Here is a 25657-nt window from a genome sequence, read left to right as displayed (position 1 = left end):
TAACGGGCAATAGTACCCCCACCTGAAGGTGGATTTAACCCATGTGTTGGTCCATCTGTTTTTTAATAAAATTCAAATTTGATAAAAACTAGTATTCAACATCTTCATCCGGAGAAATTAGTTTTGCTTTACTCTTAGCTTCTAACTTTGTTAATTGGTCTTCTACAAGAAATAAATTTATTTTAGATGTTCTACGTCTAAATATTATGTCTTTACGCTTTTCAAAACAGTTGTTACAGCAATAAAGTCCATCCATAAGTTTTGCTGAGTTTATTAAAATAGACTTGTCACAACAAAAACAAGAAGTAGTTTCATCAGAATTTACTGGTTTTTTCAAAATTATCATTCCTCTCTCCAAATATCCAGCTTTCCCATAACCCGTTATAATTCCTCTGGTTTTAATAAAATCTTCACTTTATTTTTAAGAGCAATTTCCAAACCGAAATTACTATATTCTTCCTCAATAAAATGTTGAAGTGTGTCATATACACTACTTCTCCATATATCGTTACCGATCATCGGTTTAATTTTGTCATCAAGCTTCGTTAAAACATCCTTTAGATTACTTCCATTAGAAACAGGGAGCCATGAACCTTCATTACAGAAATAAAAACTCAATGCCGTACTTAATATACCTTCACCATCTGTAATCTCTCTTATTTCATATGTATGGTTTGGATCAGGTGCAACAATAGCCCATATACCTCTACTATATCTATCTTCCCAACATAGTAAATTCCAATCGTACTTTAATATTAATTCTTGTATTGCCTCCATTTTATAGCCTCCTATTGTGGAAAAAATGCATAAAATTCAATTTTGTACTAATCGAACTCCACTTTTTTGTAATTGTTCTTTGCAATATTTAATATGTTCCTCAATGGTTTATACAAATAAAAAGGTTTATTTTAAATTTCAACAGGTTTAGACACAGATAAATCACCTTGTAAATAAAATGAAATACCTTCATCGACAGTATCAAAAGGTATTTCCTCTTCAACAATGCCCCAAGATTCGTTATTACCAACTGCCTTTACCATTGCTGATAATTCATTTTCGGCTTCAACTATTTTTACAACATTATCCTCATCGTAAGGGCAAACCCCAACTGCATATTTTTTCATTACTCTCATCCCTACTTTTCTACAAAATTCAAATTGTAATACAATAACACTTTGGTTTAGTTTCTTAAAAACTCTGGGTTTTCATAGGTATTTCCTATTACTTCAACTCGTTCTAATAAATCTTGTAAATTCCACATATAAAAGTAAAAATCATTATTACTTTTACCTTGCACTCTTTTAGCCATGAATGCCGCTTTATCTTCCCTATATACAACTTGTCGTAAAGTATCACGCCAATAGAATAAATCACCTTCATAAATTTTCTTACCATACTTATCCTTTAGCCCTATGTATTGACCAACCGTTTCCCATTCAATCGGAACGCATCCATAACCTGGAGCTTCAATATAAGCTAATTCATCTTCATAATTTATAACTACGCTTCCATAAAACCATTTTGCATCACCATAATCTTTGATAGGCTTACCACGAAACTCAACTTCTCTCATTTTCGTTCCCTCCATTTTTATACAAAATTCAAATTTGATAAATCTAGTAAACAACATTTGTACAAATAACTTATTTTATAAAATGAAGAAATAAAAGCAAAATTAGACACGTAAGCATTCCTGGTAATGCCAACTTCAATGGATCAGGTAATTCCTTTTCAAAATAAAGAAAAATCACATTTACTAACAAGCACAGCATTATGAATAGAAATACAAACGCCATAATAATAATTGGCATTAATGAAAATATATTCATTTCATTTCATTTCTCCTTTCTACAATCTCCCAATAACCAGGTTCTGCTTCTAAACCTATAACTTTAGACTATCTAACCTTCTCCTTATCAAGATAAAGCATCATATTTCTAGACTCCCTGATCAAAGAACAACTAGCTCTAAATTCGTCTCGTTCCTCTTGTAGTTTATCTTGTAATAAAGAAATATCATCAATAAATGTAATGATTTTTTCTTTGTTATATGTTATTTCCTTATTATCTTTCATTTTTCACTTTATCCTCCATCCATTTTGCTAAATCGCTTAGGTTAATTTCTTCTCGTTTAACACCTGTTGCCGCAATATAAGGTTCGACAACAAGCTTGCTCAATTCACTATTTGGATTTTGGCCCTCTCTAATCATTTCAAAAATTATCTGCATTTGTTTCTCTCCTTTTGAATAAATTATTTAATTTATATATTAAATTAATGTAAATTAATATATAAATTGAAAAACTTTAGTCATGTATTATTTCTTTTACAAACTACATTAACTAATTATACCTTTAACTTCTTTCTAAAACTAATTTGTTATTTATCGTTTTTATAATTCTATTATACATTGTTATTTATCGTTTTTCAATAGAATTCCACATAAAAACGATAAATAATAAATATTATTTATCGTTTTTATCCATTGGTTTTTAATAAGCAATATTAGAGTTTTTCAACCTAATTTCAATAAATAATTAAAAATGGTATATGTAAATATTAAGCTTTATAATAAATAATATAAACATTTTCTAGAAAGGATGATTTTATGAAACATATTAAATCTACACTACCAATTCAATTGTTTGAGAAAAAACATTTTAATATTGTAGTCGCTGGAAGAACAATGGCCACAATAGAAATATTATGTTTTGATGAAAACGAGTATGCTGCTCAAGCTAAAATTATTGAAACTAATAAAGAAGTTAGTACAGCTGTTTGTAATCCCTCTTGTTTTAAAACATTAGATGATGCCCTACAAGAAATTGTAAATTTAATTGATGAAGAAATTAAAGATAATGATTGGGTAAAAAAAACCATAGTAAATACAAAATAATTTGGAGGAACTATATATGGAAAACAAAGCACTATTAGATGAAATTGAACAGCTAAAACAACAAGTTGCACATTTAACATTTAAGCAAAATTTATTATTTACCAATGGAAGTGTAGAACGATTAGTATTTGATTACGATCTCACTCAAATACAATTCACACAAATAATGGATCTTATGGACGAATACAGAAAAATGATTGGTGAAGGTAGACAAGTGTCTCATCATGAGTTTGAAATGCAAATAAATGCTATTGTGCCTGATCACGGTTATCATTTTGCTGAAGCTATTACTTATGCTTTTTGGGAAAACAAGCGTTGGGAAGAAGTGTTTAACGAGCTTTATAGAGGTATGGAAAAATACAAATATGTTAAGAGAGAGATTTAGTAATGTCTGTATGGGATATTGTAAGTAATACTAATAATGCAGTTAGTATAGTTAGTAGTGCCATTGCTATTGGTTCTGCTGCATGGGGTACATTTAGCAGTAAAAGAGCCTCAACAGCAGCTAATACAGCAAGTGCTCTTCTAGATAAGTTAAATGATCATAAAAAAAGATCTGAGCTAGAAAAAATACTTCAAGTGGTCACCACTAGTATTTCTGAAATAAGGACTATTGGGAGTGAAAAATTTCGTGATATGCAAGCTCGTGGTACTAACTATCAAAGTAAGTATAGTGAGCTAGCGAAACAGATTAGGGATATATGCAATGATACTTCCACTATACATAATGATATTACAGAAAAATTACTACTTATTGAAGTAGAATTAAATGGTTTTAGCCGTCAAGAATCAGCACTCTCCCTTGATGAAGAAAATGAAATTTTAGCTAAATTAGACAAAGTTCTACAAACTGCAAAAGTTAAATATGATGAAATTGAGGGACGTTTAGCTTCATAATTTACCTGGTGTTTTATCAAATAATTGAAAAGGTAGCTGTGAATTACGGCTGCCTTTTGTTTTTAAATCAACGTTTTGAAAAAAGGGGGGTCTTAATGGCTCAATGTATTAAACAAACCGGTCCCACTTGTGGAATTTATGCTTTTATAAATGGAATGTACCATATTAATCAGAAGAAAGATGTTTCAAAGGAACAAGCTGATAAAATGGTGTATTCATTCTTAGAGGCTAATATTGTTAAAGATGACTCAAATATTAAAACAGGAACTACTTTTGTAGGTGAATTTTTTGATTTTGAATCGTATATCTCCTTTCTTAATAAAATCAAAAATACTTTCATCTATAAAAATATCGATTATGATATTAAAATTAAAGATGTTAATTATTTAGATGATATCAGTGTTATTGAGGACATACAAAAACAAAATTGTTTTGTCTTATTCAGCATTGCTACCCCTATTTCCTGGTGGAATCCGATTAAATTATACAGATTCTTAAAAAAAGGATCTATGATTTCACATTGGATTCCCTTATATGGCTATGATAATAAAGAAAATAAATTTATTGTTGCTAATAGCTCTTCTGGAAAAATTAAAGGATTTTCTTTAAAAACATTAGCTAAAAAAAATAAACGGTTAAAAAGTACTACGTTTTATTGGAAATATTATAAGCGATCTAAAAAGCGTTTTACATTTAAAAAAAATCCCATAGAGGATTTAGTGCAAGCTCAATTAAAAAGTAAGAAGGATTTTTTAGATAAAGGTATCCTCATCCCAAAGATTAACCATACATCTGGGAAAATAGTTATTGTTAAAAAAATAGAAAAATAGGGTACGTGAAATTATCGAATTATCTATACTGTTCTTATTCTTCGTTTAAATACATTTTCTGTCCTTCTAAACCAAAACCATGGATATTCCTTTGAAACACGCATATAAAGGAATCTGAAAACCCATTTTTTATTTGTCTTCTGAAAATAGGCATTTTCACAAAAATAAAAGCAGATATTCTATAGTTTGACTATAAAATACCTGCTTTTATTCTTTATATTAAACATATAGCAATTGCCGATCCCAATAGTATCATTCCAACATTATTTAATATTTTTTTGAACATAATATTATTTTCTTACCCTTCTATATGTTATATTCCATGCATTTAAATCATTCATCTTTAATTCTTCTGAAGTTAAATTTTCCTGAGCATAAATAAATAGGCTAAATTCTATCGTCTCACCCATTGTACACTTTGCTTTGGAATGCTTTTTATCTATTAATTGATGAGTATCGTTTTTTAATAATAATGATCTATCTTTACGTCCACTTATCTTTTCTTTTTGAATTAAAATTTGTCCCGCCAAAATCTGTGAGAAATATGTATTCACAATTTTATCTAAGAAAAACTTATCCTCTTCTTCTTTTTGAGAAGTCTCTTTCCAATTCAAATATTTAATTAGCTTCATTGCTTCGGGCCTAATTCTATATTTTTTTATACTATAATCTTTAATATCCATACCATATTCCTCATTTTCTATTTTTCATTCTCCTTTCAGTATAAGGTATCTTACATGTTCTTTAAAGCACTTATAAAGGGACAACTATGTATTTTTATACCACTAATCTCTATTAAAAAAACTAGGGTCTGAAATAAACTTGACTTAAACCACTACGGGTACTTGAAATAGATACTTTCTTTACACCGACTCCACTTTGAATCAAATTGAATACTTTATATTCATACTCACCTTCAATTTTAAAATTTAAAGGTTGGTTAAAGTCTACTTTACCTTTTGTATAATCCATTTTCCATTTATCAGAATCCATATTCCAATCATCAAGTTTCTTTTTTACTTTCTCTATAACTGTTGGTGAAAATTCTCCTTCACGTTCAGCCAGACTTACTGCATACTCACTTAGCTCATTCGCTTTTGTATTATATACAGTATGGCCAGCAAACTCAGCACCAAAGAAAATTATTGCCATTAACGCAATGAAAAATAAAACATACTGTATTGCCTCACTCACTTAATCTCGGCCTCCTTTTTCTAAAAAGAAAGGGTAGTTATAATAAACTACCCCTCTTGTATAACTTACACTAATATTATTCTATTATTTTCCCCATCCTGAAGGTTCTACTTTAGATCCTTTTGTAACACTTACAAAGAAGTCAGCGATATTTCCTGTTCCTGTTTTCATTGCTACTAATAGAATTGTTAAAACTACTAGAGCAACTCCTACACCAATATACATCCATACTGCTTTATCTGTAGTTTCATCTGAAGATTCATTTAATAACCATGATTTACTTTTTCTTAATAGATCTTTTCCCTTGTTTAAAAATCCTGTTCCTTTTTTTGTTTCGATTGCTAATGTTTTCATAATTAATTTCTCCCTTTGGTTTGTATTTTTTATAATAATTGCATATAGCAATTTATTAATTTATTAATTCCTTCTATTAAAACAGATTGACGAATTTATCAAATATAGAAACAAATGATATTCCCATAATTAAAATAACCATGCCTAGATAAGCAAAAATAATATATTTAGAAACTAATCCTGGTCTCATTTTAACTAACTTATCATGAGATTCAGATTGTAGTTTTTGCATTACTTCAATTTGTGCATTTATGATTTCTTTACTTTTTTCTTCATCCATCTTCATAGATTGCTCTAGAGCTACCATAAATTGATAAGCGGATGGAATATTTAGTGCTTTTGCAAATTCTATATAAGGCTCATGGCTACCAGGTTCCAGTTCTAATTTAGCAACCAATTCCTCTGCATAAGGTTTTATACTATCAGATGCGTACTCAATTGATCTTTTTGTCGCTTCAAAGGCTGAAAATTTAGAAAGCATAAACCCTAGAGGAATCATGAGCTCTGGTAACTCTAGCTCCAACCTTAATTCCCTAGACTTAATGATACTGTTCAATCTTACGTTTTCATAAAAGAAAACCAGAGCTGAAATTATTAAGCCTACTGTTAAGATAATTAGCTTATATTGTGGAAATATCCATGCATATATAAGCGCAAATAGGAAAACAAATATTGATATTACTAATTTTTTTAGCAAAAATTCAATTGGTGTAATCTTTAGATTTGCTTTATCTAATTTTATATTTAGTTCCTCTTCCATTCTTTGAGGTATCCAATTTTTTTTAAGCTTTAGAATTGGTTCAAAGAGCATGAATAGAAATGTTCGATTTTCCTCATTCTTCCTATACCGTCCTATATATTTATGTATTTGAAATTTTTTATTATTTCTTCTTTCAAATGCATAATCCACTACTAAATATATTAGTGAGAACAGCAAGAGAAACAGTGGAATCGTGGTTAATAGATTCACTTTATCCCCTTCTTTAACTTATTTTATTTATACCTTCTGTTGGATCATAGAATGAATGTTGCTCGACTTTAACTGCACAGATAATGTTTACAAGAATCATTAATGTAAGTATTATTTTCCCTGTCGGTGTCCCTGCAAAAGCAATGTAATCATCTGCTGTAACTGCTAAAAACATGAATGGAAATGATGCTGTCATAATAGCAATTTTTTTAAATGAAGATCGTTTTGGCTCCATTCCTGCTTTTAATTTGGCTTTATATATCTTTTTTTGCTGAAATTCATCCGCTATTCTCATTAACAAGCCATCTTCATCTTTTCCTGTTTTAGAGATAAGATCCAACATGTCATGAAATAACTTAAGATTCTTGTATTTATACTTGTTAATCAGCGGTTCAAAAGATTCTTTAATACTAGTTCCTTCTAAATGTACGATTAAACAATTTTCAACATCTTCTTTAATAGGTGACTGCATTAAAGGCAATATACTTTTAATCGCAAAGCTAGGGTTTTCATATGCTGACATCGCATTTGCAAGTGAATTTAAGTACAACATCAACTGTTCTTCAACATATAGTTCATATCGTTTCTTTTTATAAAACATCATAATTCTCGGTAAAACTAATCCTACTATCACACCAAAAACAGCAAAATTCACCGAGATAAAAAACCCATAAAATATTATTACCCCAATTAATGAACCTACAATTAAAAGCATACTATAATCTTTAATTGTTAAATTCCAATTGAATTCTTTACCCTCATGAATAATCTGATTAGGGCTAATCCACTTATATAATCCTTTTTTCTTAAGATATGCAATAAATTTACTATCCTTTGATTTATTATTTAAAACATATTTCAATGCATTTTTCTTTTTATTTTGTATGCTATCTAGATTCGCATTGATAACATAATAGATGGCTGCAATCATAATTAAATATGGTAAATATTTAAGATACTGCAACTGCTGCCCCTCCCTTAGGTAGGTCTTCTTTCTCCCTATCCTTTTGTAAATCTTCTAATTGTTTAGTAAAAACTCTGGCCTTTTTCATCTCTTTAATTCTGAAATCACTTAAATAGCCAGTCTGTTTATGACATCCATCTACTTTGAATCTAGTTCTACCTTTTTCATCTTCATACTCTGTTTCTGCTTCTATATCAAAAGAAAATAACTTATTGTACTGTACTTCCCCATTTTTATAACCTGTGTATTCAACTATTTCCGTAATTCTTCTTGTTCCATCCAGTGTTTGTTCTAGATGAATACCGAAATCAAAGTTATTTGCTACACTTCTATATAATGACTCTAATGACATATTAACTTTCTCTGAACACATGTCTACAACCCTTTCAATACTATCAATTGCACCAAAAGAATGTAATGATGTCATAACTGGGTGTCCTGTTTTGGCTGATTTAACCATACTCCAAGCTTCTCCACCACGAGACTCCCCAATAATTAGCCATTTTATAAATTGGCGTAGTGCGGATCGGTTTAGTCGATCTAAGTCAATAACATTTTCAACCCCTTCTTTTTCTCTTGTTATCCAAGTTTTAATGTCACGGTCTGGATAAATAAATTTTAAGAAGACCTCCGGGCTATCCTGGACCATCAGAACTCTATCCAATTTAAAAATGTAACCCACTAAATACTTTAATAATTCCGTTTTACCTGCTCCTGTTGATCCTGAAATTAATATTCTACTGCGTGTTCTCACAATAGCTTTCAATAAATCTATCATAATTTCATTTGCTTGCTGTGTTTCTAAAATCGACTCTCGACTAATTCTTAAACCCTTAGTAAACTTACGAATCGCAAGTGAAATACCCTCTTGTGAAATATCAAATCCCATTAAGTTAATGCGCATGTTAGGGAAAAAAGCATCACACTCTGGTTTTGAATATGACCAAGTTTGCCCAGATGCATATGCAAACTTATAACATAATGTTTCATATGCTTTTCTATCTTTAAACTTAATATCAGAAAGGTACTTTCCTTCCTTAAGATCAGTAATCCATATTTCATCATAGTCATTACAAACAATATCAGTTACATTTGGATTCTCTGCAAAAGCTTCCAAAATATCTAAACCAGCTACAGCATCCACTAATAATTTGGTTAGTTCATCTAGCGAAAACCCTGGAAGATTAGGTTTTTCAATAAGATATTGAGAAACCACTTTCCTTAGTGCAGCTTTCTTTTTTTCATCACCAAAGGATTCTTGAAGTAATGATTTATGTTCATTTTTCAAGAAATCTTTTACTTCTTTTAAATATTCTTCCGGTAGTTCCTTTTCATGATTAACACCTATACTATTACTTGCTTTAATAGTATAAATATACTTCTCAATATCAATTTTTTTCTTTTTCCCTGGACTATGACCATACTTCTCTAAATTGATAATATTTTTCTTTACGATCTCCATAGTTTGTTAATGCCACCTCTTTTTTCTTCTTGTTTAATGAAGAAACCAAGTTGACGAGAAATAGTTTTCAAATGCAAATCAATTATAGGAGAGCCCACCTTCAAAGCAAATTCAAATTCAGCTCGTTCATTGCAATACGGAATGCATTCAGAAATATTTAACTCAGTTAATTCTCCGTAAATATCCTTACCTATATTACTACTACAAAGATTAAATACTTGTATCCATTTCTTGTATTGTAAATCAGCTTGTTCAAAGACATTTGTTAATTCCATATATCTCGATAGATATTTAGGGCTACCATTCAATACATTAATCACATATTCACATTTACGTAATATTGGTAATCCAAAAATATCGTCAATTTCACATGGAAGGTTAAAAATAACTGCATCGTAGTCTAAACTCTTGATTCTATTCATTAATTTTTCTACGAATTTAATGATAATTTCTTCGCTATCATTTTGAAAATCTGGAAATTCGGATGCTTGATACTCCTTTGGATAAACTAGTAAATCCAATGAACTGGGCAACCAATCAAATTGTTTTGTGTTACTATGAATATCTTTTTTTCTAAAAATGTAATTTTCAAGATTTAATTGATTATACAAAATAGCTTCTTCCATAAATTTTCCCATATGTCTATCACCAAGAAATATTTGGGTTTTATTGGCAAACGAAGGATTTGAATAATCTAACTCAACAAACAATACTTTATGTTGATTTTCTGCAATTATTTTTGATAACGCATGAGATAATGTAGCCTTACCAATATTTTGCTCTATACCAAATACGCCGATAATTTTGGGATTATTACTCCCCATGTCTATCCCTCACTCTCTTATTTCACTTTGTACGATTGTTTTTGTATCCATTTTACAATTTGTTCATCTGCTGTTTTTTCAACATTTGTTTTATATGCTGTTCCACTTGCAACAGGGATTATTTTCCCAATTAATGTACCTTGATTTAGCAATGTATTTTCTTCTTCATTCACTGCGAATGTATAAATCTTTGCCATAGGGCGATTTTTCGCTTCTTCTTTTAAGCTATCCTGATATGAACCTTCCACATTTATAGTTGCAGGATCAAAAACATTTGCTGCATTACTATCTTTAACCGCTGTTACTCTTACATGTTTTGCAATGCGGCCAAAGATAGGCTTTTCTACAACCTCACCTTTTTCATCTTTATCCTTAACTGTTCCCTTAAAGTACAGATCCACGTGACTTTCGGGAATAATACTATTCCCTGAAGAAGTCTCAATATCTACTAATAGAGGAAATGCCACTTCACTTGGTTTTAAGTTTAAAATAGCTGCATCTGGAAGCTCATCTTTAGATACCACTTTATTCTTAAAAACATATGAATTCTCGACTAACCCAAAACCATTTACAGTATATTTCCCTACAATGTCATTCGGATTTTTAATCGCATTAGGGGGAATGGAGCTATTTGATACTTCACGTACTTGTAACATATCTTTGGTTATCTTGGTTCTAGGTGGAATATCAACCTTAGTAAAATATACTTTTTGTAAATTGACCTTGCTAGAAACGGCATAATTCTCGTATCCAACAATCGCAACTACTAATCCTATTGAAGCTGCTAAAGTAATAGCTAACTTCTTAGGCGTACTCTTTTTTTTCACATCTTCCAACTCCTATTAATTAGGTTTTTTCAATTTTTTTGCTTCAAATATAATGTTAGCAAATTGTCGAACACTAGCTTTTTCATCTTCTTCTTTTAGGTATTTACGTATCGGAAGATCAAAAGTGTTATAAGATTCTACAGCAAGCATGGATGGCTGAGAAGCAAGAGCATATATATGTAATTGCTTCTCACCATCACTTAGATTTGATTGCTCTACATACTGTCTCACAAGAGCCTCTTTTACTACATCCTCATTAACTGTAACTTCTTCATCCACCCTAACCTGTCCCATATTAATACCCTGGCTCATAGCGCTTGCTGCTGCCTGTTCTAAAGTTCTGTCCTCATTTGTATCAGCTGCAAACAAATAACTTGAACTTGCAATAAACAATGTAAATCCAAGCAATACAAGAGCCATTATTACAAACTTAGGGGCACTCAATTACATCACCCTTTTTAGGTTATTTAAGGTTAAACTTGCTAAAGAATTCACTATTTAAATCCACATTTAATCCATGAGATTTATTATATGCTTTAATAGATTGGTAAATTTCAGGACTAATTTTATAAGATTCTTTATGATAACCTGGAGGAATATCTTTAGGATTCGGATATTTCCAATTTGTCCACCAATTATTTAAACTTGTTAACATTGTTTCTTTTCCTTGCCAATTCCATCCCACCTTATCAGGGAATGGATTACTCGGATTTACTGATCTTCTAATAAAATCATCTTCGCCCTTTTTATTTCCAATAAATGAACCTTCAATCATCACTTCGCCAGTTAGACATAAGTTTAATTTATTTACTCCAGCATTATAAGATTTAATATTAAAAGCATATTTCCCATCTTTTTGATCAAAAGATGTATACCACTTTCGACCACCATTTAGAATTATCTCTTTTGGATTATAAGCTGGGTGATTTTTATAGTCTTTATCAAAGACATTACCTGAAAACTTTTCAACATATGTCATTGGGAGTGACCAAACCGATTCACTTACAGAATTTTTCGTCTTTTCCATTTGCACTTTATATCCATCATCAACTTTTGGATATTGCAAATGCTTAGTCATTGTTGGGAAAAATGAATCTGTATTTTTAGGCCCTGTTGCACTACTTTTAGGATCTTCATTAGAATAAGTTGTTTTCACCTCATAACTAAATCCATATCCCGATCTCAATGTTTTTCTAGATAAATTAATTATCTCACCTGTCAGATATTCATAGAGATTATCCTTTGTTCCCTTGTCATTTATTGTTCTTACTACAGCATGAATACTAGCTTTTTCTCCAGGCCGAGAACATAATGACACTTGATGACTAGATGTGTATATAGGTGTATCTAGTTTATTATTCTTAAAGTTCGTCTTTTTAACATCTTTACTGTTATCATATTTTCGTGGTATCGGATTAATTTCAGCTTCTATTTGACCAGATCTTTTTAATGACCAATCAAAGCTTATGGTTTTACTCTCTCCTTCCTTTAAGGTAACATTCTGCGCCCCTACCCTATCACCATCAAAACTTAAGGTGACGTTAGGTTCTGTTGAATTGTACTGAGCTTCTAATGTTTCAAGTCGTTTTAATTTATTTGTTTCGCATTCTAATTTTTCTTCCGCTTTCTGAAGTCTTAATAGAATACTATCTAAACGTTCTTCCCACCATGAACAATCTCTTGGGTAACAATGCTGTTTTCCTTTTTCATCCACATAGCAAGTTTGATCCAAACGACATGACTTTAAATTAGACCGTGTACTATCTCTATCATCTTTAAGACTATTTACTTCTGATTGTAGAGAGTTAATCTTCTCTTTTAATTCACCCCTATATTTATCCCTTTCCTCTTTAAAATTGGCTCTAGATACTTTTACAGGGGTAGAAATATTTGTTCCTTTTTCTGCTGTTTCTCCTTCAATTCGATCTACAGCAAAGTCCATTTTATACTTAAAATCATCTTTGCACATATTATCATCCGGATTAGTAGTTGGTTTATCATCGCAATCCCCATCGACTGTAAAGGTAGTTGTTTTTTCCTGGGAAGTCCTTTGAACACCATCTAGAACCTTTATTTTAGCAGTAAATCTTCCACACAACTCAGGTTGCCACCCTATTGGATTCACATTGTCATTTACAAAGTGACCTGATTCTTTCTCATTCGCTTTAGATGGATTACTTTTTGGTTTCGAGCGCATATATCCGTTTTTCTTATCTACCAAATCCCCATCTTTATAAATTTCTAAGAACCAATGTACCCGGTTTCTTTCCCCAGCACTTTCTTCGTATGGATTAGTCGTGGTACTATTCGGGTCATTATCTGTGTAACCTTTGTTTTTTGAAACATATTCATAGCCCTCTAGATCAAAAAACACTGGATTTGATTTGGAGCCATTTGTTGCACTGAATTTAGTTATATCTGGGAAACTCGTCCTGACAATCCATATGTTATATGGATTAATTTCCCTACTTAAACCTGCACCAGCATATCCCCCACTTAAATAAGCTATATCTCTTATCCAATAAAAATTACCATATCTTTTACCTGTTTCTTCATGGGATATAGTATGTTTATTTATATTACCTAATACAAAATCTCCATTACCAAAATAAATATTGGATACTATAGAAGCATTCATTCTTTCCACTTCAGTGACCATCCGATTACCTATAGGATTTCCACTCCCTATAACTCCATCATTAATTAAATTGACAAAAGGCTCTGAAGATTCAGTGTTTTTAATCAAGTTTTCATGATGATTACCAAAATTAAATGCACCATTATACAATGCTGGATAATGTATGTCAGCTGTATAATATATATTCTCACTTCCTGGGGGTGTATATCCTTTACCTGGTCGAAGTAACTTACCAGGTATTTGTAACTGCCTAGAAGTTAGTTCCGTATCTGGAGTTCCATTATAGAATGGAACATCATTATTTCTAGCACTAGCTGCATTGGGAACTAGTAACGAGAATATAAATATCAATAAAAACAACAAAGGTCTTACTCTATACACGATTTTCCTCCTTTCGTGTATTGGTGGCATACGAACTAGTTTAATTTATTTTTATCTAGTTCGTATGCCATAAATTAATTTAAATTATTTAGATTCTACACGGATATAAAGCATTTGATCCGCTGTTGATAGCCCAATTCTTATTTTGTTATTTTCTTTTTCATAGTTACTAATTTTATGAGTTGCTACTACACTATCAATCTCTGAATCTAAGTTAAGTGATGGATTTAATAGATTAACCCATTGTTTAGCAAGTTCTACAGTTGCAGCGTTATTTCCTAAAAAGTAAATTTCGAATTCATCTTTATTTACACCTTCAACTAAAAATTGTGAATTAAATGTACCTGCTGGTAAATACATTCCCTGGTCTTTAAGTGCTACTGATACACCAATTTCATTAAATTTCAAATTTGTACCGTATGTAGAATTGACAGATTTAACAATGTTTTGAGCGCCACTTGAAACTGATTTTTGAGCAATCGGTAAATTATTAAATGCTGTTTCATTAAACTTTGTTTCTGGTGTTGTTAACTCCTGGTTTAACCCCTCAGGTAATTTTTGTTCTGGCTTTGTTTCTGGTTTTTCCTCAGGCTTTACTTCTGGCTTAGTCTCAGGTTTTTCCTCAGGCTTCACTTCTGGTTTAGTCTCAGGTTTTTCCTCAGGCTTCACTTCTGGCTTAGTCTCAGGTTTTTCCTCAGGCTTCACTTCTGGCTTAGTCTCAGGTTTTTCCTCAGGCTTCACTTCTGGCTTAGTCTCAGGTTTTTCCTCAGGCTTCACTTCTGGCTTAGTCTCAGGTTTTTCCTCAGGCTTCACTTCTGGCTTAGTCTCAGGTTTTTCCTCAGGCTTCACTTCTGGCTTAGTCTCAGGTTTTTTCTTTTCTACTACATTAATAGAGTTATAAAGGAACTGACTATATGCTTCACGTGTTACATGCATTTGTGGTGAATACATATTACCTCCTGTACCAATTGTAACTCCATTTTCTTCTAATGCACTGATTGCACCATAAGCCCAAGAATTTGTATCAACATCTGCAAATTTTGTTGTTTTCGTACCCTTAAATTTAAAAGCATTTGTAAGTACTTGTGCCATTTGCTCACGAGTTAAAATATCATCTGGGCCATATTTCCCATCACCAAATCCACTCACAAGTCCAGCTTTAGCAAGTGCTAAGATTTCTTTCTCAAACATATGTCCTTTAATATCAGTAAATGGATTTTTGAAGCCAGCATCTGCATCCGCTGGTTTTACGTATGTATAAATCATACGTGCTACTTGTCCACGAGTTACATTGTCACCAAAACCAAAGACATTATTTCCATACCCTTGCACTACTTTACGGTTTGTTAAATCGTAAATTGCCTTCGTTGACCAATGATTTGCTGGAACATCATTATATTTTAATGAATCTGTATTATCAGCTGCACTAACTGAAGCTCCTGTGCCTAAAACTGCTGTCCCCATAATAGTCAATGCTGTTGCTGTAGTTAATAATTTCTTTTTCATAATTTATTTCCTCCTTTTTAATTCCATTATTCTAATATACAATCATTGCGTAAAACCAGCAATGCATTCATCTATTTCAATGATATTAGAATTAATGGTATAACACCCCCTAGCACTGAAATAGCTGCCGGCAAACAATAGTACATACGAGTTACCTTCCACCCATCTGTCACTAGCGAGATATTCATTTTTTTAAATTTAATACTGTGATATCCAGTTATTGTTTTAAATCGTATAAAAGATTTGAAAAGCAATAACAAAGTAATAAATCCTGTCAAAATTGAAGAGCACATGAAAATTGCAATATGCACCATTAATGCGGTATATAATACGCCTTCCTCTGGGCTAATTAGGAAATAAAACAAAGATGCAACAATAATCATCTTCGTGTCACCAGGAGAAAAACGAATTAGTTTCATATTCTCTCGCAATATCCCTACAACTAGTGAAACGCAAACTACACACATTAGATCTAATAATTTTATATGAGTTATTACGCCCAGACAGATACAAAGAACTAAAAATATAAGATGCCAGTAACCTTTAGTTTTTAAGTACAGAAAATCTGTATAAATGTTAAAGAGCATATATGTAATAAACAGCGAAACTATGAGTAGACTCATGTACCAACCCCCAACTACTCAAAATTAATTATTAGGTATTTGTAACTATATAAAAATTCTTTTATTAGTTATATATTACTAATAATGTTCCTTTAGGAACATTATAGCATATTTAAAATTAATGTACACATTTTTTACAAATAAAATTTATCAATATAAAAAAGAACTGAAATATAGGTGTTCACAAGGACTATCAACCTATATTTCAGTTCTTTTTTTATAAATATTAAATTAAATTCACTATATTTCACTTCTTAAAAAATCTATTAAACAGAGAAGTTTTCCTCCCCTTCTTATAGTACTTATTACCTATAATCTCTTTTATTATAATATCCATACTATCTACAAATTCTTCATCTATATCTTTATGCTCAAATGGAATCCTACCATCGTATAGACAGTTATATGTAATTACGGGATCTATATGCGGAATATTTATAACTCCTTCTAATCCTAGAGAATTACATAAGCCTTTACCATCTACCCCTTTATTCATCTTATTAAAGATAAAATATATTGGGTGGCCTTCCTGCTTTAATTTTACAAAATTCATTACTTTATCTATTTCCTTGGCGATTAAATAAGGTTGAGGATCTATTATAATAAATATATAATCCATATAGCTAAATGCATCTAGTGGTACATTCTCTCCAAAGTCTACAATATTAATTGGCTTTTTCTCAAAATGTATTTGTTTTATTAATTCATTAATTCCCCACTCACCAATTTTACTTTTTCTAGTATCAGCTACATTCCAATAAATATCAAAGACCTTATTATTAAACTCCCTGTTTCCAATTTCATTTTGTTTAATCATGTGAGGAATTGACATGAATTGATTATCCTCTTCTTCGTGTTCATGTAGTAACAATGTATCAAAAAAATACGGATTTATTGGTGGTTCTATTATAGAAATTGCTAGATCATAATCACTCATTGCCATTGCAAGATTCATAGACACAAAACTACTACCTGATTTCGAACTTAAACCGCATATTGCTATATTTTTATTTGCAACGGATACTACCTCGGTTTTTGTTTCATAAATTTTTTTCTCTATAACCTGCTTTTTTGTAAGTATCTTGGTTTTTATCTTTTCATTAGAAGTAGAAAATTCATTTCCTACTTCATAATGCCATCTAACAACATCAGCATATGTTGTATTCCTCTTAATATGCTTTTCTATTAAAGGGGTGAAGTTTTCTCGCTCCTTCCCTTTTTCATCTATAGTTTCAGTCGATAACGGTATTACATCTGTAATGCCCATACTCACAACAGCTGCTACCGTTTTATCGCCTGGCTCTTTATCTATCGCTAATAATACAATTCTTATAGATGGCTTACTAGCACGAATAGATTTAATTCCAGTTATCAAACTAGCACTATCTGTAACCCCTATATCAATTAAAAGTAGCTTTAACGAAACCTGAGCTGCTGAAAAACAAGCTTGCTTAAAACTATCTTCTTCAAATTCACCAATTTTTATAAAAGCAGCCTCTCTTTCGAGAGCAGCTTTTATCTCTTCAACAAATTTAGGACGTGCTATAATACCATCCATCCTTACACACTACCTTTCTACAAATGAATTTCATAATGCTCACATTTCCAACCGGTATCAGTTTTAATCCACTCAGCCTTTACACTAATAGCTTGTACATAAATGGATTGAATATCATCCGTACCTACATCATATGTAGTCCTATATGTTGCATAAGATGTAATCTTAGTTTTTTCACTATTTTTCGCTATTGCCCTAAGCTCTTGGATGTCTGTTTGCTTAACCTTTAAATCTTCTTGCTTTCTTTCTTTTATACTTAAAAAATTCTTTTTAGCCTCACCAATCAAATACTTTTCAAATTCCTCGGATTTACCTTCAGACATCTCTTTAATAAATCCATTCATTTCTGTTTTTACCTCTTCTTCTGAATGGAATTTCGCAATTTCATTTTTTAATTGTCGATTTTCTCCATAAGTATATATAAATAAATAAGAAACCGTCATAAATAATATGACTGCCACGCTTATAATCACTCTACTTTTCAAATTGTCCCTCTCCTTTTAGATACTTAACGAACAATTCGTCCACCACCGTAATATTGTCTATTCCAATATCCTTCAAATACATTATCAATTTTTATACCCGAACTGTTTGAATTAATCATTTTCCCATTTCCAATGTACATTCCAACGTGTGTGACTTTTGGCCCTACGTATGTTCCATAGAAAAATACAAGATCCCCAGGCTGTAATTGTTCTTTACTTACTCTTGCTGTGGCATTATATTGTTCTTGCGCTGTACGTGGAAGATTTATCCCAGCTGCCTGTCTAAAATTCCACTGCATTAAACCACTACAATCAAAACCTTGTGCTGGATTGGCACCTGCCCAAACGTAAGGTCTACCAAGGAATTGTGCCATAGATGTATATACTTTATTAGCATCAAATTTTTGTCCGCCACTTCCATCTAAAACTATACCTCCACCTTGATTTCCAGCTTCACAATTCATCGTTAGTCCACCCAATGAATTTGCTATTTGTGTTGTTACAGGTACCCAATCTTTATTCATTCCCTGTGGGTCATTACTTGCCCCCACTGGAGCATATTTACCACCAATTTGTGTAATTGTCGTAAGGCCCTGTGAAATATATAATTTATATAAATTTCTAGCCATAAAGTCTAATCCCTCATGTAAAGTAGAAAATGTCCATAATCCACCACTCCCCATGATACCTCCAGGATTGTTTTTATTTTTTACCGCCGGGGATGTCCCTCTCCCTGTTTCATGAAATGCAATTGCTATAAAGAGAACTGGGTCAATTTTATTTTTCTCAGCTATACTTATAAAGTCATCGGTCATTCCTTTAAATACACCGGCTTTATCCATCTGCTGACGAATTAATTCTTTATTTAATGTACCGCTTGGTGTACACACTGCTCCTGTTCCTGTACCTGCATCGGGAAACATCTGCTGGATTGTTCCTGCTTCAATCAGCTTTTTAACATATTCTTTCTGTTCCTTTGTAAACTTAGCATCATCCATCGCCTCATCTAATGTTACAGAGGAACTTATTACACGTTTTCCAGGCATATCGCTAATCTTCTTTATATTGTTACTTATACTATTTCCTGAAAGATTAAATTTCGCAAAAAAATCTTGAACTGCCTTTTTCCCTTTAATTTCTTTACTAGATGTAACTATTTCCTGCGTTTGTTTCTCTTCACATTGACCAGTTTCTTTGTTTGTTTTAATACATTTTTCTTCTGTTTTATATTCTTCATATTTAAGCTTTATAAAATGATAGGCTGAATCATGAGGATCTTTTCCGTCTAAATGATTTTCGTACTTGACCATATCAAATGCGACCAGTTCTACCCAATTAATCTGTAAATTAGTTGCTACCTCTATATATTTTTTAATAGTTTCCTCTTTACCACCTGGAGTTGAAGATGTTAGCAAAAGAAAAGGGCCTAATAACACTAAAACAATCCCAGTTATCAAGACCATCAAAATTGGTTTCCAATAATCTTTTAAAAGTAAAGCTGCCTTTAAGTAAATCACCGTTTCACCTTCTAAAACGTTCTAAAAAGAACATAGAGTAGTAATATTTACCTAATAAAACAAACTCTACGTTCTTTTAAGAACAAATATATTTATATTTCACCTTAATTCTATTAACGGCCTCCAGCCTCACCAAACATAATTAATTCTTCTGGAGAAATATCTATTTTTAAATGCATTCGTCTATTACCAGCAATAAATAAAGCTTCTCCCCTATTCCCTTCTGATAATGTATGTATTTCTCTTTCTGATAAAGTCATTAATTTTTCTAATGCTTCAATATCTTTTTCACCTTGTCCTAGTAAAATTTTATATACAGGGTTATTTAGTAAGGCTTGTCCATATCGCTTTACAGCTGGATCTAAGAAATCTACTAAATCCTGTGTTATTACCATTAAACCGCCTTCATATTTACGAATACGTTTTGAGGTATTTCGTAAAAACTTAATTGTTTCTGGGACTTCAGGATCAATTAATAAGTAACATTCATCCACACCAAGTAAAACCTTTTCTTTTCTATTTTTTGAAACCTCATTCCAGGCCCAACCTAACACATTATAAAATTGTGCCCTTCTAATCTCATCATTTGCCTCTAGTAAGTTCTTAATATTTAATACAACAAAATCTGATTTAGGATTAATTGTAGTCGGTCCACTCCATAAAAATGAATCTGCTCCTACCGCTGCTGATCTTAATAAAATAGATAGATCAAGCCAATCCTTACTATTTGCACCCGTTAGAGAAACGTTGGATAAGTCTCCCCATTTTTTTGTAAGTTCCTCCACATTTTCCTTCGATAAATCTAATAGTATAAAGTACAGATCTTTTAATGTTGGATACTGTTCATTAGGTATGTCTTGTGGATTAGTAGCCCAATTAATACCTTTTGAGTTATATAATGCTTCTAAGGCTACTTCCAATAAACTCATATCTCTTCTACTTATATTACCTAAATATAGTTTGAAAAATGTTCGTAAGAATTGAAAGTGATACGCTAATGGGCCACTATTATTTCCTTCAACTTCTTCATATAACTTTTCTTTTTCATCTTTATCATCTAATGGGACATCTCTTATCTGTAGGGGATTTATTCGACTTTCTTGTGATCCCCCACAATCAATAGCATCCCCATCCATATTTCTTGCTAAATCACCATATTCATCTTCTGGGTCTATAATGATAATTTTTGTTCCACGACCATATTCACCACGCAAAATCTTTTTAACAGCTGTACTCTTTCCTACACCTGGGCGGCCGATAACAGTTAGATTTGAGTTTGTTCTGCTTTCTCGCCTAGTCCAGAAATCACAAAGAATAATCCCTCCACCTTTATCAGTACCTAATAAAATACCTTCACCATCATTAAGACCTGAATATACAAATGGGAAGCCTGCTGCTACGGACTCAGCTGGCATATTTCTAGCTCCTATATCTTTAATTCGATTTTCCATCATCCCCCATGGGCCTACAGTTCTTAAACCTTCTTCTTGTAGAAACATCGGTGTTCTTGCCCTTAACCCTGCTGCTGCAAGCATACTTTCTACTCTTCGGCATCTCGTATTTAATTCATCTAAATCTTCAGCTGATACTAAAAGTACCACCGTCATTAACATTACTTTTTGCTGTTCTCTATCAATCTTTTTTAAAATTGCCTTTGCATCATCATATTGATCCTGTGCCCTTTCTCTTGAAACTGGATTTCCCATATTTTCAATTTTGGCTCCAAGTTCCCCCATAGAAACACGAATTTCATTTACTAAATCATATGGGTCAATAGGTTCCGTATGCATTGAAGTTACTACACCAGGAATATTTGCAATTCGACTTAGCCACGCTTCCCCTACACGTTGAGGATAATCAGTTATAACAAGTACACGTTGAAATCTATCCCCATAGTTTAATTGTTTAGGCTGAAAATTTATCACACTAGGTGTAATTACATCTAAGAATCCTGACAATTGATTTTTGCCAGCAATCTTTTTTTTCTTTTCTTTTACCTTCGCCATATTTTATGCTCCCTCATTTTCCTCATCATTTACAGTATCATTACCATTATAAAAAGCTTGTATAAATGGGCCATTATCTATTGGTGCTCTTTCCACTGAAGATTGTGCTGAATTTCCAAATAAGAATTGTAAATCACGAATCATTTGATCATCACATACTTGTCCGGATAAACTTGCTCCTTTAAGTTCTTGTGCAATTTCATTACATGTTCTACGTAACTGATCCTGATCCATATCATCTTTGTTATTTCGGCTTGATATTATGATATAAAATTGACGTTCTACCGCTTCACCACCACTAGACATCATAATTGCACGCTTAATATCCTGTTCTATAATTTTTCTTTTAACTGGAGTTTCTTCATTTGCCTTTTTCTCTTGTAGCCTATAGATATAACCATCTAAATCAACTGGTCTAGCAATAGTTAATGTTTGTTGACCACGAGTTATCCCGTTATAAACTTCAGTTAAACTTTTAATTTTTCTTCGTTGTTCCTTCTTTGATAATAAATCCATATTCAAAGGCTGAACTTTTATAAATCCTACAATCGAACCGTTTTTCAAATGAAGCAATTCATTGTTAATATCCATCACGGGCATCCACTGTTGAGCAACTGCTTTGTTTTTTTGAGTTGCAACTTGCTCCGGTGAAAGATTTTTTTTAGATTTACTCTTAAAAAGACTCATTAATCTCTTTCTCTCCCTTCACCAAAAACGTAATAAAATCGTTTAGGTCTCGCATTGAATTGCCTCATCATTTTTAAAATATCTAGTAAGTTCACGCCAGTACGTGGATTTTGCACCGATATACCATATCCTATACCTGCACACATTACAGCGAGGAATATCCTAACAATTATAGGAATTCCGAAAACTCCTAATAACAGTAAAAGCATAAATCCAACTATTGCACCTGCTAAGGTGACGAAAATTTCTCGCCACCCAAAACCAGGTATTAATTCAAATCGTGCTTTAATGTTTTTAGGGATTAAATATGGATTCTCAAACTCTCTATCTTCCATAGATATTAAGCTCCCTTCGTCATTGCTTTTCTCATTATAACTGCTGTAGCTGCCTGCTGAGCTACGCCTGTTGCCATTCTCCCTGTTCCTGTACTATGAACCCAATTTTGAAGGGTTTTCGGTACTTTGATTGCCACCCAAAGAATCCCCAAGAATAGGAATAACGACATAATAGGAAAATCTTTGTATACCATTGTTTTTAAAGCCTCAAAACTAAGTTTTAACATAAATAGCTGTGAAGCCTGGGCTAATGATATCGCTAAAACATCTTTCCACCAAGCTGAATACATCCCTGAATTTGTAACCAATCCAGTAGCCAAAAGTGGCCCCGCTACAGCTGCATAAGCTAGTTCAGCTGCTCTAATAGATGTTTGTATAAGAACAATAATAATGGCTACAACAGCCACGATAACCGATAATAATACAAATAGAGGTATAACGGATGTTGATTTTGCAATTAAATCCAGTGTTTGCTTTATTTCACTAGTACTCTTGTCCCATTTGGCTCCAGGTAATTTAGCTACATCAACAGCCATCTGTGTACCAAATTTATATACATAAGATACAATCCAAGGAATCGTACAAATAACTGCTACCGCTTGACCAGAACCTTTTATAAGTGCCATAGGATCTGCTCCACTATCCCCATTCATTCTAAGTATATAAGTGTATATAGCTTGGAATGCAACAACAACTACAACCCAGGATAGAGCAATAACTTGCGTATAGATTATGGCCTGTTTTACAATATCTAGTTCTAATACATAAACAGATACGCCGGCAATTTCGGCAATTATTTTTAAGAAAAATTCAATTGCTCCATTAATCCAACTGTTAAATATCTTATCTAATATGAATCCCATGTTTTTTAACCTTCTTCTTAGTTATAGTAACTAGCCCACCATTTAATTAACCCTACAGCCGATACACCAATTGCTGTTGCAATTAAAATCTGTTTAGTACGTTTATTTGCATGTGCAATATCAGCTGGATCATTATCAGACATTTGCTTTTTAAACTGTTGCCAAGCAACCATACAACCACCCGCAATAGGAACTAGTGCGATAAGCCATGTTGTAGCATCACCAATCATTTTTTTAGTACCAGAATAAATCTTTGGCTCATCAGCTGCATATGCTGAAGTATCAATTACAAACAGTGCTGCAAATAATACATATGGTAATGCAAAAGCTAAATAATGTTTAAAACTAATCTTTTTCTTTTTACCTTTAGTCATTTTCAATTCTTTACTTTCTTCCATTCTCTAATCCTCCTAAATAATGTCCATATAGCTTTCTTTTTGTTCAGCTACATCTATTGGTTCGTTTGTAATATCCATTGTTTCTTCAAATTCTTCTGTCTCAGTAATTTCTTCTAAATCATTTGTCTTAGCAGCTTGTTCAATTGCTTCAAGTTCTCCTTCCCATTGCGCTTTAAATGGATCAAATACATCAACTCTAATATCTTTCTTTTCCAAATCACCCCTTTCAATGGGTATAAATTTAATAGGATACTTCGAAATATCAGGAGTAGGGACTCTTGTAGCATATTGACGTTGTCTAATAACAATCGCTTCAAAATCTGGAAACCTCATTACCTCATCAGGTGTTAACAGTTCACGTTTTGATAGATTCTGTGAATAACTAGCAGAAAAGTCTTTCGTTCTAGTAGTAGCTGAATAACCATCGGTTGCAACTGTGTATGTTCCTAATTTTTTACTAATAACTTCTGCTGTTTCATTATCACCAGTCAACAAGTATAACCAGACTCTACAGTTTCCGGTTATTGTATTAGCCAATTTCCCATACTTTTCTTTAATTTGATCCAATCCCTGAACAACAATGTTATATCTAACTCCCCTACTCCTTGAAACAGTAATTTTAGTGTCAAAATCTGAAATTCTCGGCATATTACCAAACTCATCAAGTAAACAGCTAGTTCTTATTGCAATTCGTCCCTCTGGTCTAGAATTTGCCAAATTAACCAACTCAAAATACGTTTGATCTATATATAACGTTGCTAAGAAATGTCGAGTCTTAACTTCGTCAGGGATAATAAGGAATGTTGCTGTTTTCTTTTCACCAGGTTGTTTTAAATCGTGATCTTGAAAACTAGTCATATATGCAATTGAAGGATCTGCAAATAATCTTAAATCTGCTGCAACAGATGCAAAGAAGCTACCACGCATTTTTTCAGGAGCCATACCAGCTGTAGCAAATGCTAATTTTGCAAGGTGGCCTCGTTCTAACGATTCAATCAATTCCAATAAGGGAACATATTCCTCCATCATCCCATCACCAATTTCACGTTTCTTAACTACCCCATACTCAACTAGCAATTGAAACACACTAGCCATATGCTTTTGACTATCTTTCTTTGATTCTATGGCTATATATAAAATCAATGCGGCAATAACACTTTCGGCTCCAGTAGCCCAAACAGGGTCGCCCGTACGCTCTTTTTGATATACGATCATGTTTGCTATATTCCATGCTGCTTCAGAAGCTTTCGATTCATCATCTTCCTTTAAAGCATCTACAACAGCTTTTATTGGATTCCAATGATGTGTACTAGCCTTAGGTTTACGGAAATCCAACATTATTACTTCGTAACCCTGTTCTTCCAAGAATTTCTTGGTTGCTGCATATAATTATGATGATAGGTAAGGCTTTGATGTAATCTCCACCTTTTCCCCCACCTCACAC

Annotated in this window: 29 protein-coding genes and 1 pseudogene; 4 read left to right on the top strand and 26 right to left on the bottom strand. The window is 32.3% G+C overall.

What is annotated here, in order from left to right; all coding sequences use genetic code 11:
- Window positions 1–88: 88 nt before the first annotated feature.
- From CQ064_RS30855 to CQ064_RS33800, 6 genes are all read right to left on the bottom strand, one after another.
- Entirely contained in the window at window positions 89–346 is a 258-nt protein-coding gene (locus tag CQ064_RS30855) for a hypothetical protein (protein WP_000584743.1), read from the bottom strand.
- Window positions 347–381: 35 nt separating this feature from the next.
- Window positions 382–777, bottom strand: coding sequence for a hypothetical protein (locus CQ064_RS30850; RefSeq protein WP_000387432.1), 396 nt, complete (start codon window positions 775–777; stop codon window positions 382–384).
- A gap of 131 nt (window positions 778–908) precedes the next feature.
- Entirely contained in the window at window positions 909–1124 is a 216-nt protein-coding gene (locus CQ064_RS30845; RefSeq protein WP_000759646.1) for a hypothetical protein, read from the bottom strand.
- A 56-nt stretch (window positions 1125–1180) separates the two neighbouring features.
- Window positions 1181–1573 (bottom strand): YopX family protein, encoded by a 393-nt coding sequence (locus CQ064_RS30840; RefSeq protein WP_001209422.1) that lies wholly within the window; start codon window positions 1571–1573, stop codon window positions 1181–1183.
- A 324-nt stretch (window positions 1574–1897) separates the two neighbouring features.
- A complete protein-coding gene (locus CQ064_RS33805; protein WP_000654323.1) occupies window positions 1898–2074 on the bottom strand; it encodes a hypothetical protein in 177 nt (58 codons plus the stop codon).
- Window positions 2064–2228 (bottom strand): hypothetical protein, encoded by a 165-nt coding sequence (locus CQ064_RS33800; RefSeq protein ID WP_001165641.1) that lies wholly within the window; start codon window positions 2226–2228, stop codon window positions 2064–2066. Before CQ064_RS33800 ends, CQ064_RS33805 begins: the two co-directional genes overlap by 11 nt.
- Before the next feature lie 378 nt (window positions 2229–2606).
- On the opposite strand from CQ064_RS33800, the gene CQ064_RS30830 reads away from it, so the two are divergent.
- From CQ064_RS30830 to CQ064_RS30815, 4 genes are all read left to right on the top strand, one after another.
- Window positions 2607–2894 carry a hypothetical protein gene (locus CQ064_RS30830; protein WP_000680543.1) on the top strand — a complete coding sequence of 96 codons (288 nt, stop codon included), beginning with the start codon at window positions 2607–2609 and terminating at the stop codon, window positions 2892–2894.
- A 16-nt stretch (window positions 2895–2910) separates the two neighbouring features.
- Window positions 2911–3279, top strand: coding sequence for a hypothetical protein (locus tag CQ064_RS30825; RefSeq protein ID WP_000428062.1), 369 nt, complete (start codon window positions 2911–2913; stop codon window positions 3277–3279).
- A gap of 2 nt (window positions 3280–3281) precedes the next feature.
- Window positions 3282–3791 carry a hypothetical protein gene (locus CQ064_RS30820; RefSeq protein WP_000118032.1) on the top strand — a complete coding sequence of 170 codons (510 nt, stop codon included), beginning with the start codon at window positions 3282–3284 and terminating at the stop codon, window positions 3789–3791.
- A gap of 95 nt (window positions 3792–3886) precedes the next feature.
- Complete coding sequence (locus CQ064_RS30815; protein WP_000035978.1) at window positions 3887–4621, top strand: hypothetical protein; 735 nt, start codon at window positions 3887–3889, stop codon at window positions 4619–4621.
- Between the two features lie 290 nt (window positions 4622–4911).
- On the opposite strand, the gene CQ064_RS30810 is transcribed toward CQ064_RS30815, so the two are convergent.
- The 20 genes and pseudogenes from CQ064_RS30810 to CQ064_RS30710 form a co-directional block, all read right to left on the bottom strand.
- Window positions 4912–5304, bottom strand: coding sequence for a hypothetical protein (locus tag CQ064_RS30810; RefSeq protein WP_000351728.1), 393 nt, complete (start codon window positions 5302–5304; stop codon window positions 4912–4914).
- Between the two features lie 121 nt (window positions 5305–5425).
- Window positions 5426–5815: a DUF4320 family protein gene (locus CQ064_RS30805; protein WP_001287332.1), complete on the bottom strand. Its 390-nt coding sequence runs from the start codon at window positions 5813–5815 to the stop codon at window positions 5426–5428.
- 84 nt (window positions 5816–5899) lie between these two features.
- Window positions 5900–6169 (bottom strand): hypothetical protein, encoded by a 270-nt coding sequence (locus CQ064_RS30800; protein WP_000853325.1) that lies wholly within the window; start codon window positions 6167–6169, stop codon window positions 5900–5902.
- A 76-nt stretch (window positions 6170–6245) separates the two neighbouring features.
- Window positions 6246–7139: a hypothetical protein gene (locus CQ064_RS30795; protein ID WP_001050939.1), complete on the bottom strand. Its 894-nt coding sequence runs from the start codon at window positions 7137–7139 to the stop codon at window positions 6246–6248.
- Window positions 7140–7152: 13 nt separating this feature from the next.
- Window positions 7153–8070, bottom strand: coding sequence for a type II secretion system F family protein (locus CQ064_RS30790; RefSeq protein ID WP_003272645.1), 918 nt, complete (start codon window positions 8068–8070; stop codon window positions 7153–7155).
- A 19-nt stretch (window positions 8071–8089) separates the two neighbouring features.
- Window positions 8090–9565 carry a TadA family conjugal transfer-associated ATPase gene (locus CQ064_RS30785; protein WP_000407060.1) on the bottom strand — a complete coding sequence of 492 codons (1476 nt, stop codon included), beginning with the start codon at window positions 9563–9565 and terminating at the stop codon, window positions 8090–8092.
- Window positions 9553–10389 carry an AAA family ATPase gene (locus CQ064_RS30780; protein WP_000535383.1) on the bottom strand — a complete coding sequence of 279 codons (837 nt, stop codon included), beginning with the start codon at window positions 10387–10389 and terminating at the stop codon, window positions 9553–9555. The genes CQ064_RS30785 and CQ064_RS30780 overlap by 13 nt, the downstream gene beginning before the upstream one ends.
- Window positions 10390–10406: 17 nt before the next feature.
- Window positions 10407–11216 carry a Flp pilus assembly protein CpaB gene (gene cpaB, locus CQ064_RS30775; protein ID WP_000730537.1) on the bottom strand — a complete coding sequence of 270 codons (810 nt, stop codon included), beginning with the start codon at window positions 11214–11216 and terminating at the stop codon, window positions 10407–10409.
- A 15-nt stretch (window positions 11217–11231) separates the two neighbouring features.
- Complete coding sequence (locus CQ064_RS30770) at window positions 11232–11660, bottom strand: hypothetical protein (protein ID WP_001275763.1); 429 nt, start codon at window positions 11658–11660, stop codon at window positions 11232–11234.
- Window positions 11661–11679: 19 nt separating this feature from the next.
- Window positions 11680–14235 carry a hypothetical protein gene (locus CQ064_RS30765; RefSeq protein WP_000286439.1) on the bottom strand — a complete coding sequence of 852 codons (2556 nt, stop codon included), beginning with the start codon at window positions 14233–14235 and terminating at the stop codon, window positions 11680–11682.
- An 84-nt stretch (window positions 14236–14319) separates the two neighbouring features.
- Window positions 14320–15741, bottom strand: coding sequence for an S-layer homology domain-containing protein (locus CQ064_RS30760; RefSeq protein ID WP_000728043.1), 1422 nt, complete (start codon window positions 15739–15741; stop codon window positions 14320–14322).
- 870 nt (window positions 15742–16611) lie between these two features.
- Complete coding sequence (locus CQ064_RS30750) at window positions 16612–17922, bottom strand: response regulator transcription factor (protein WP_000348689.1); 1311 nt, start codon at window positions 17920–17922, stop codon at window positions 16612–16614.
- A 17-nt stretch (window positions 17923–17939) separates the two neighbouring features.
- Window positions 17940–18407 (bottom strand): hypothetical protein, encoded by a 468-nt coding sequence (locus CQ064_RS30745; protein ID WP_000842367.1) that lies wholly within the window; start codon window positions 18405–18407, stop codon window positions 17940–17942.
- Window positions 18408–18430: 23 nt separating this feature from the next.
- Window positions 18431–19924, bottom strand: a complete 1494-nt coding sequence (locus tag CQ064_RS34480) for a C40 family peptidase (RefSeq protein WP_000639715.1) — start codon at window positions 19922–19924, stop codon at window positions 18431–18433.
- A gap of 113 nt (window positions 19925–20037) precedes the next feature.
- Window positions 20038–21930, bottom strand: coding sequence for a VirB4 family type IV secretion system protein (locus tag CQ064_RS30735; protein ID WP_001151311.1), 1893 nt, complete (start codon window positions 21928–21930; stop codon window positions 20038–20040).
- 3 nt (window positions 21931–21933) lie between these two features.
- The gene (locus CQ064_RS30730) at window positions 21934–22617 is read right to left on the bottom strand and encodes a TraC-like domain-containing protein (protein ID WP_000051765.1); all 684 of its coding nucleotides are present in this window, start codon (window positions 22615–22617) and stop codon (window positions 21934–21936) included.
- Window positions 22617–22952 carry a PrgI family mobile element protein gene (locus CQ064_RS30725; protein ID WP_000390116.1) on the bottom strand — a complete coding sequence of 112 codons (336 nt, stop codon included), beginning with the start codon at window positions 22950–22952 and terminating at the stop codon, window positions 22617–22619. The genes CQ064_RS30730 and CQ064_RS30725 overlap by 1 nt, the downstream gene beginning before the upstream one ends.
- A 5-nt stretch (window positions 22953–22957) precedes the next feature.
- Window positions 22958–23815 (bottom strand): conjugal transfer protein TrbL family protein, encoded by an 858-nt coding sequence (locus CQ064_RS30720; RefSeq protein WP_000505795.1) that lies wholly within the window; start codon window positions 23813–23815, stop codon window positions 22958–22960.
- A gap of 17 nt (window positions 23816–23832) precedes the next feature.
- Window positions 23833–24213 (bottom strand): hypothetical protein, encoded by a 381-nt coding sequence (locus CQ064_RS30715; RefSeq protein WP_000392872.1) that lies wholly within the window; start codon window positions 24211–24213, stop codon window positions 23833–23835.
- 12 nt (window positions 24214–24225) lie between these two features.
- A pseudogene (locus CQ064_RS30710) lies at window positions 24226–25590 on the bottom strand (VirD4-like conjugal transfer protein, CD1115 family); the annotation flags it as partial.
- Window positions 25591–25657 lie beyond the last annotated feature (67 nt).

Source organism: Bacillus sp. MYb78, from assembly GCF_002975115.1.
GTDB lineage: Bacteria > Bacillota > Bacilli > Bacillales > Bacillaceae_G > Bacillus_A > Bacillus_A cereus.
The sequence above is the reverse complement of the archived record's forward strand: the minus strand, read 5'-3'. Positions and strand labels throughout refer to the sequence as shown.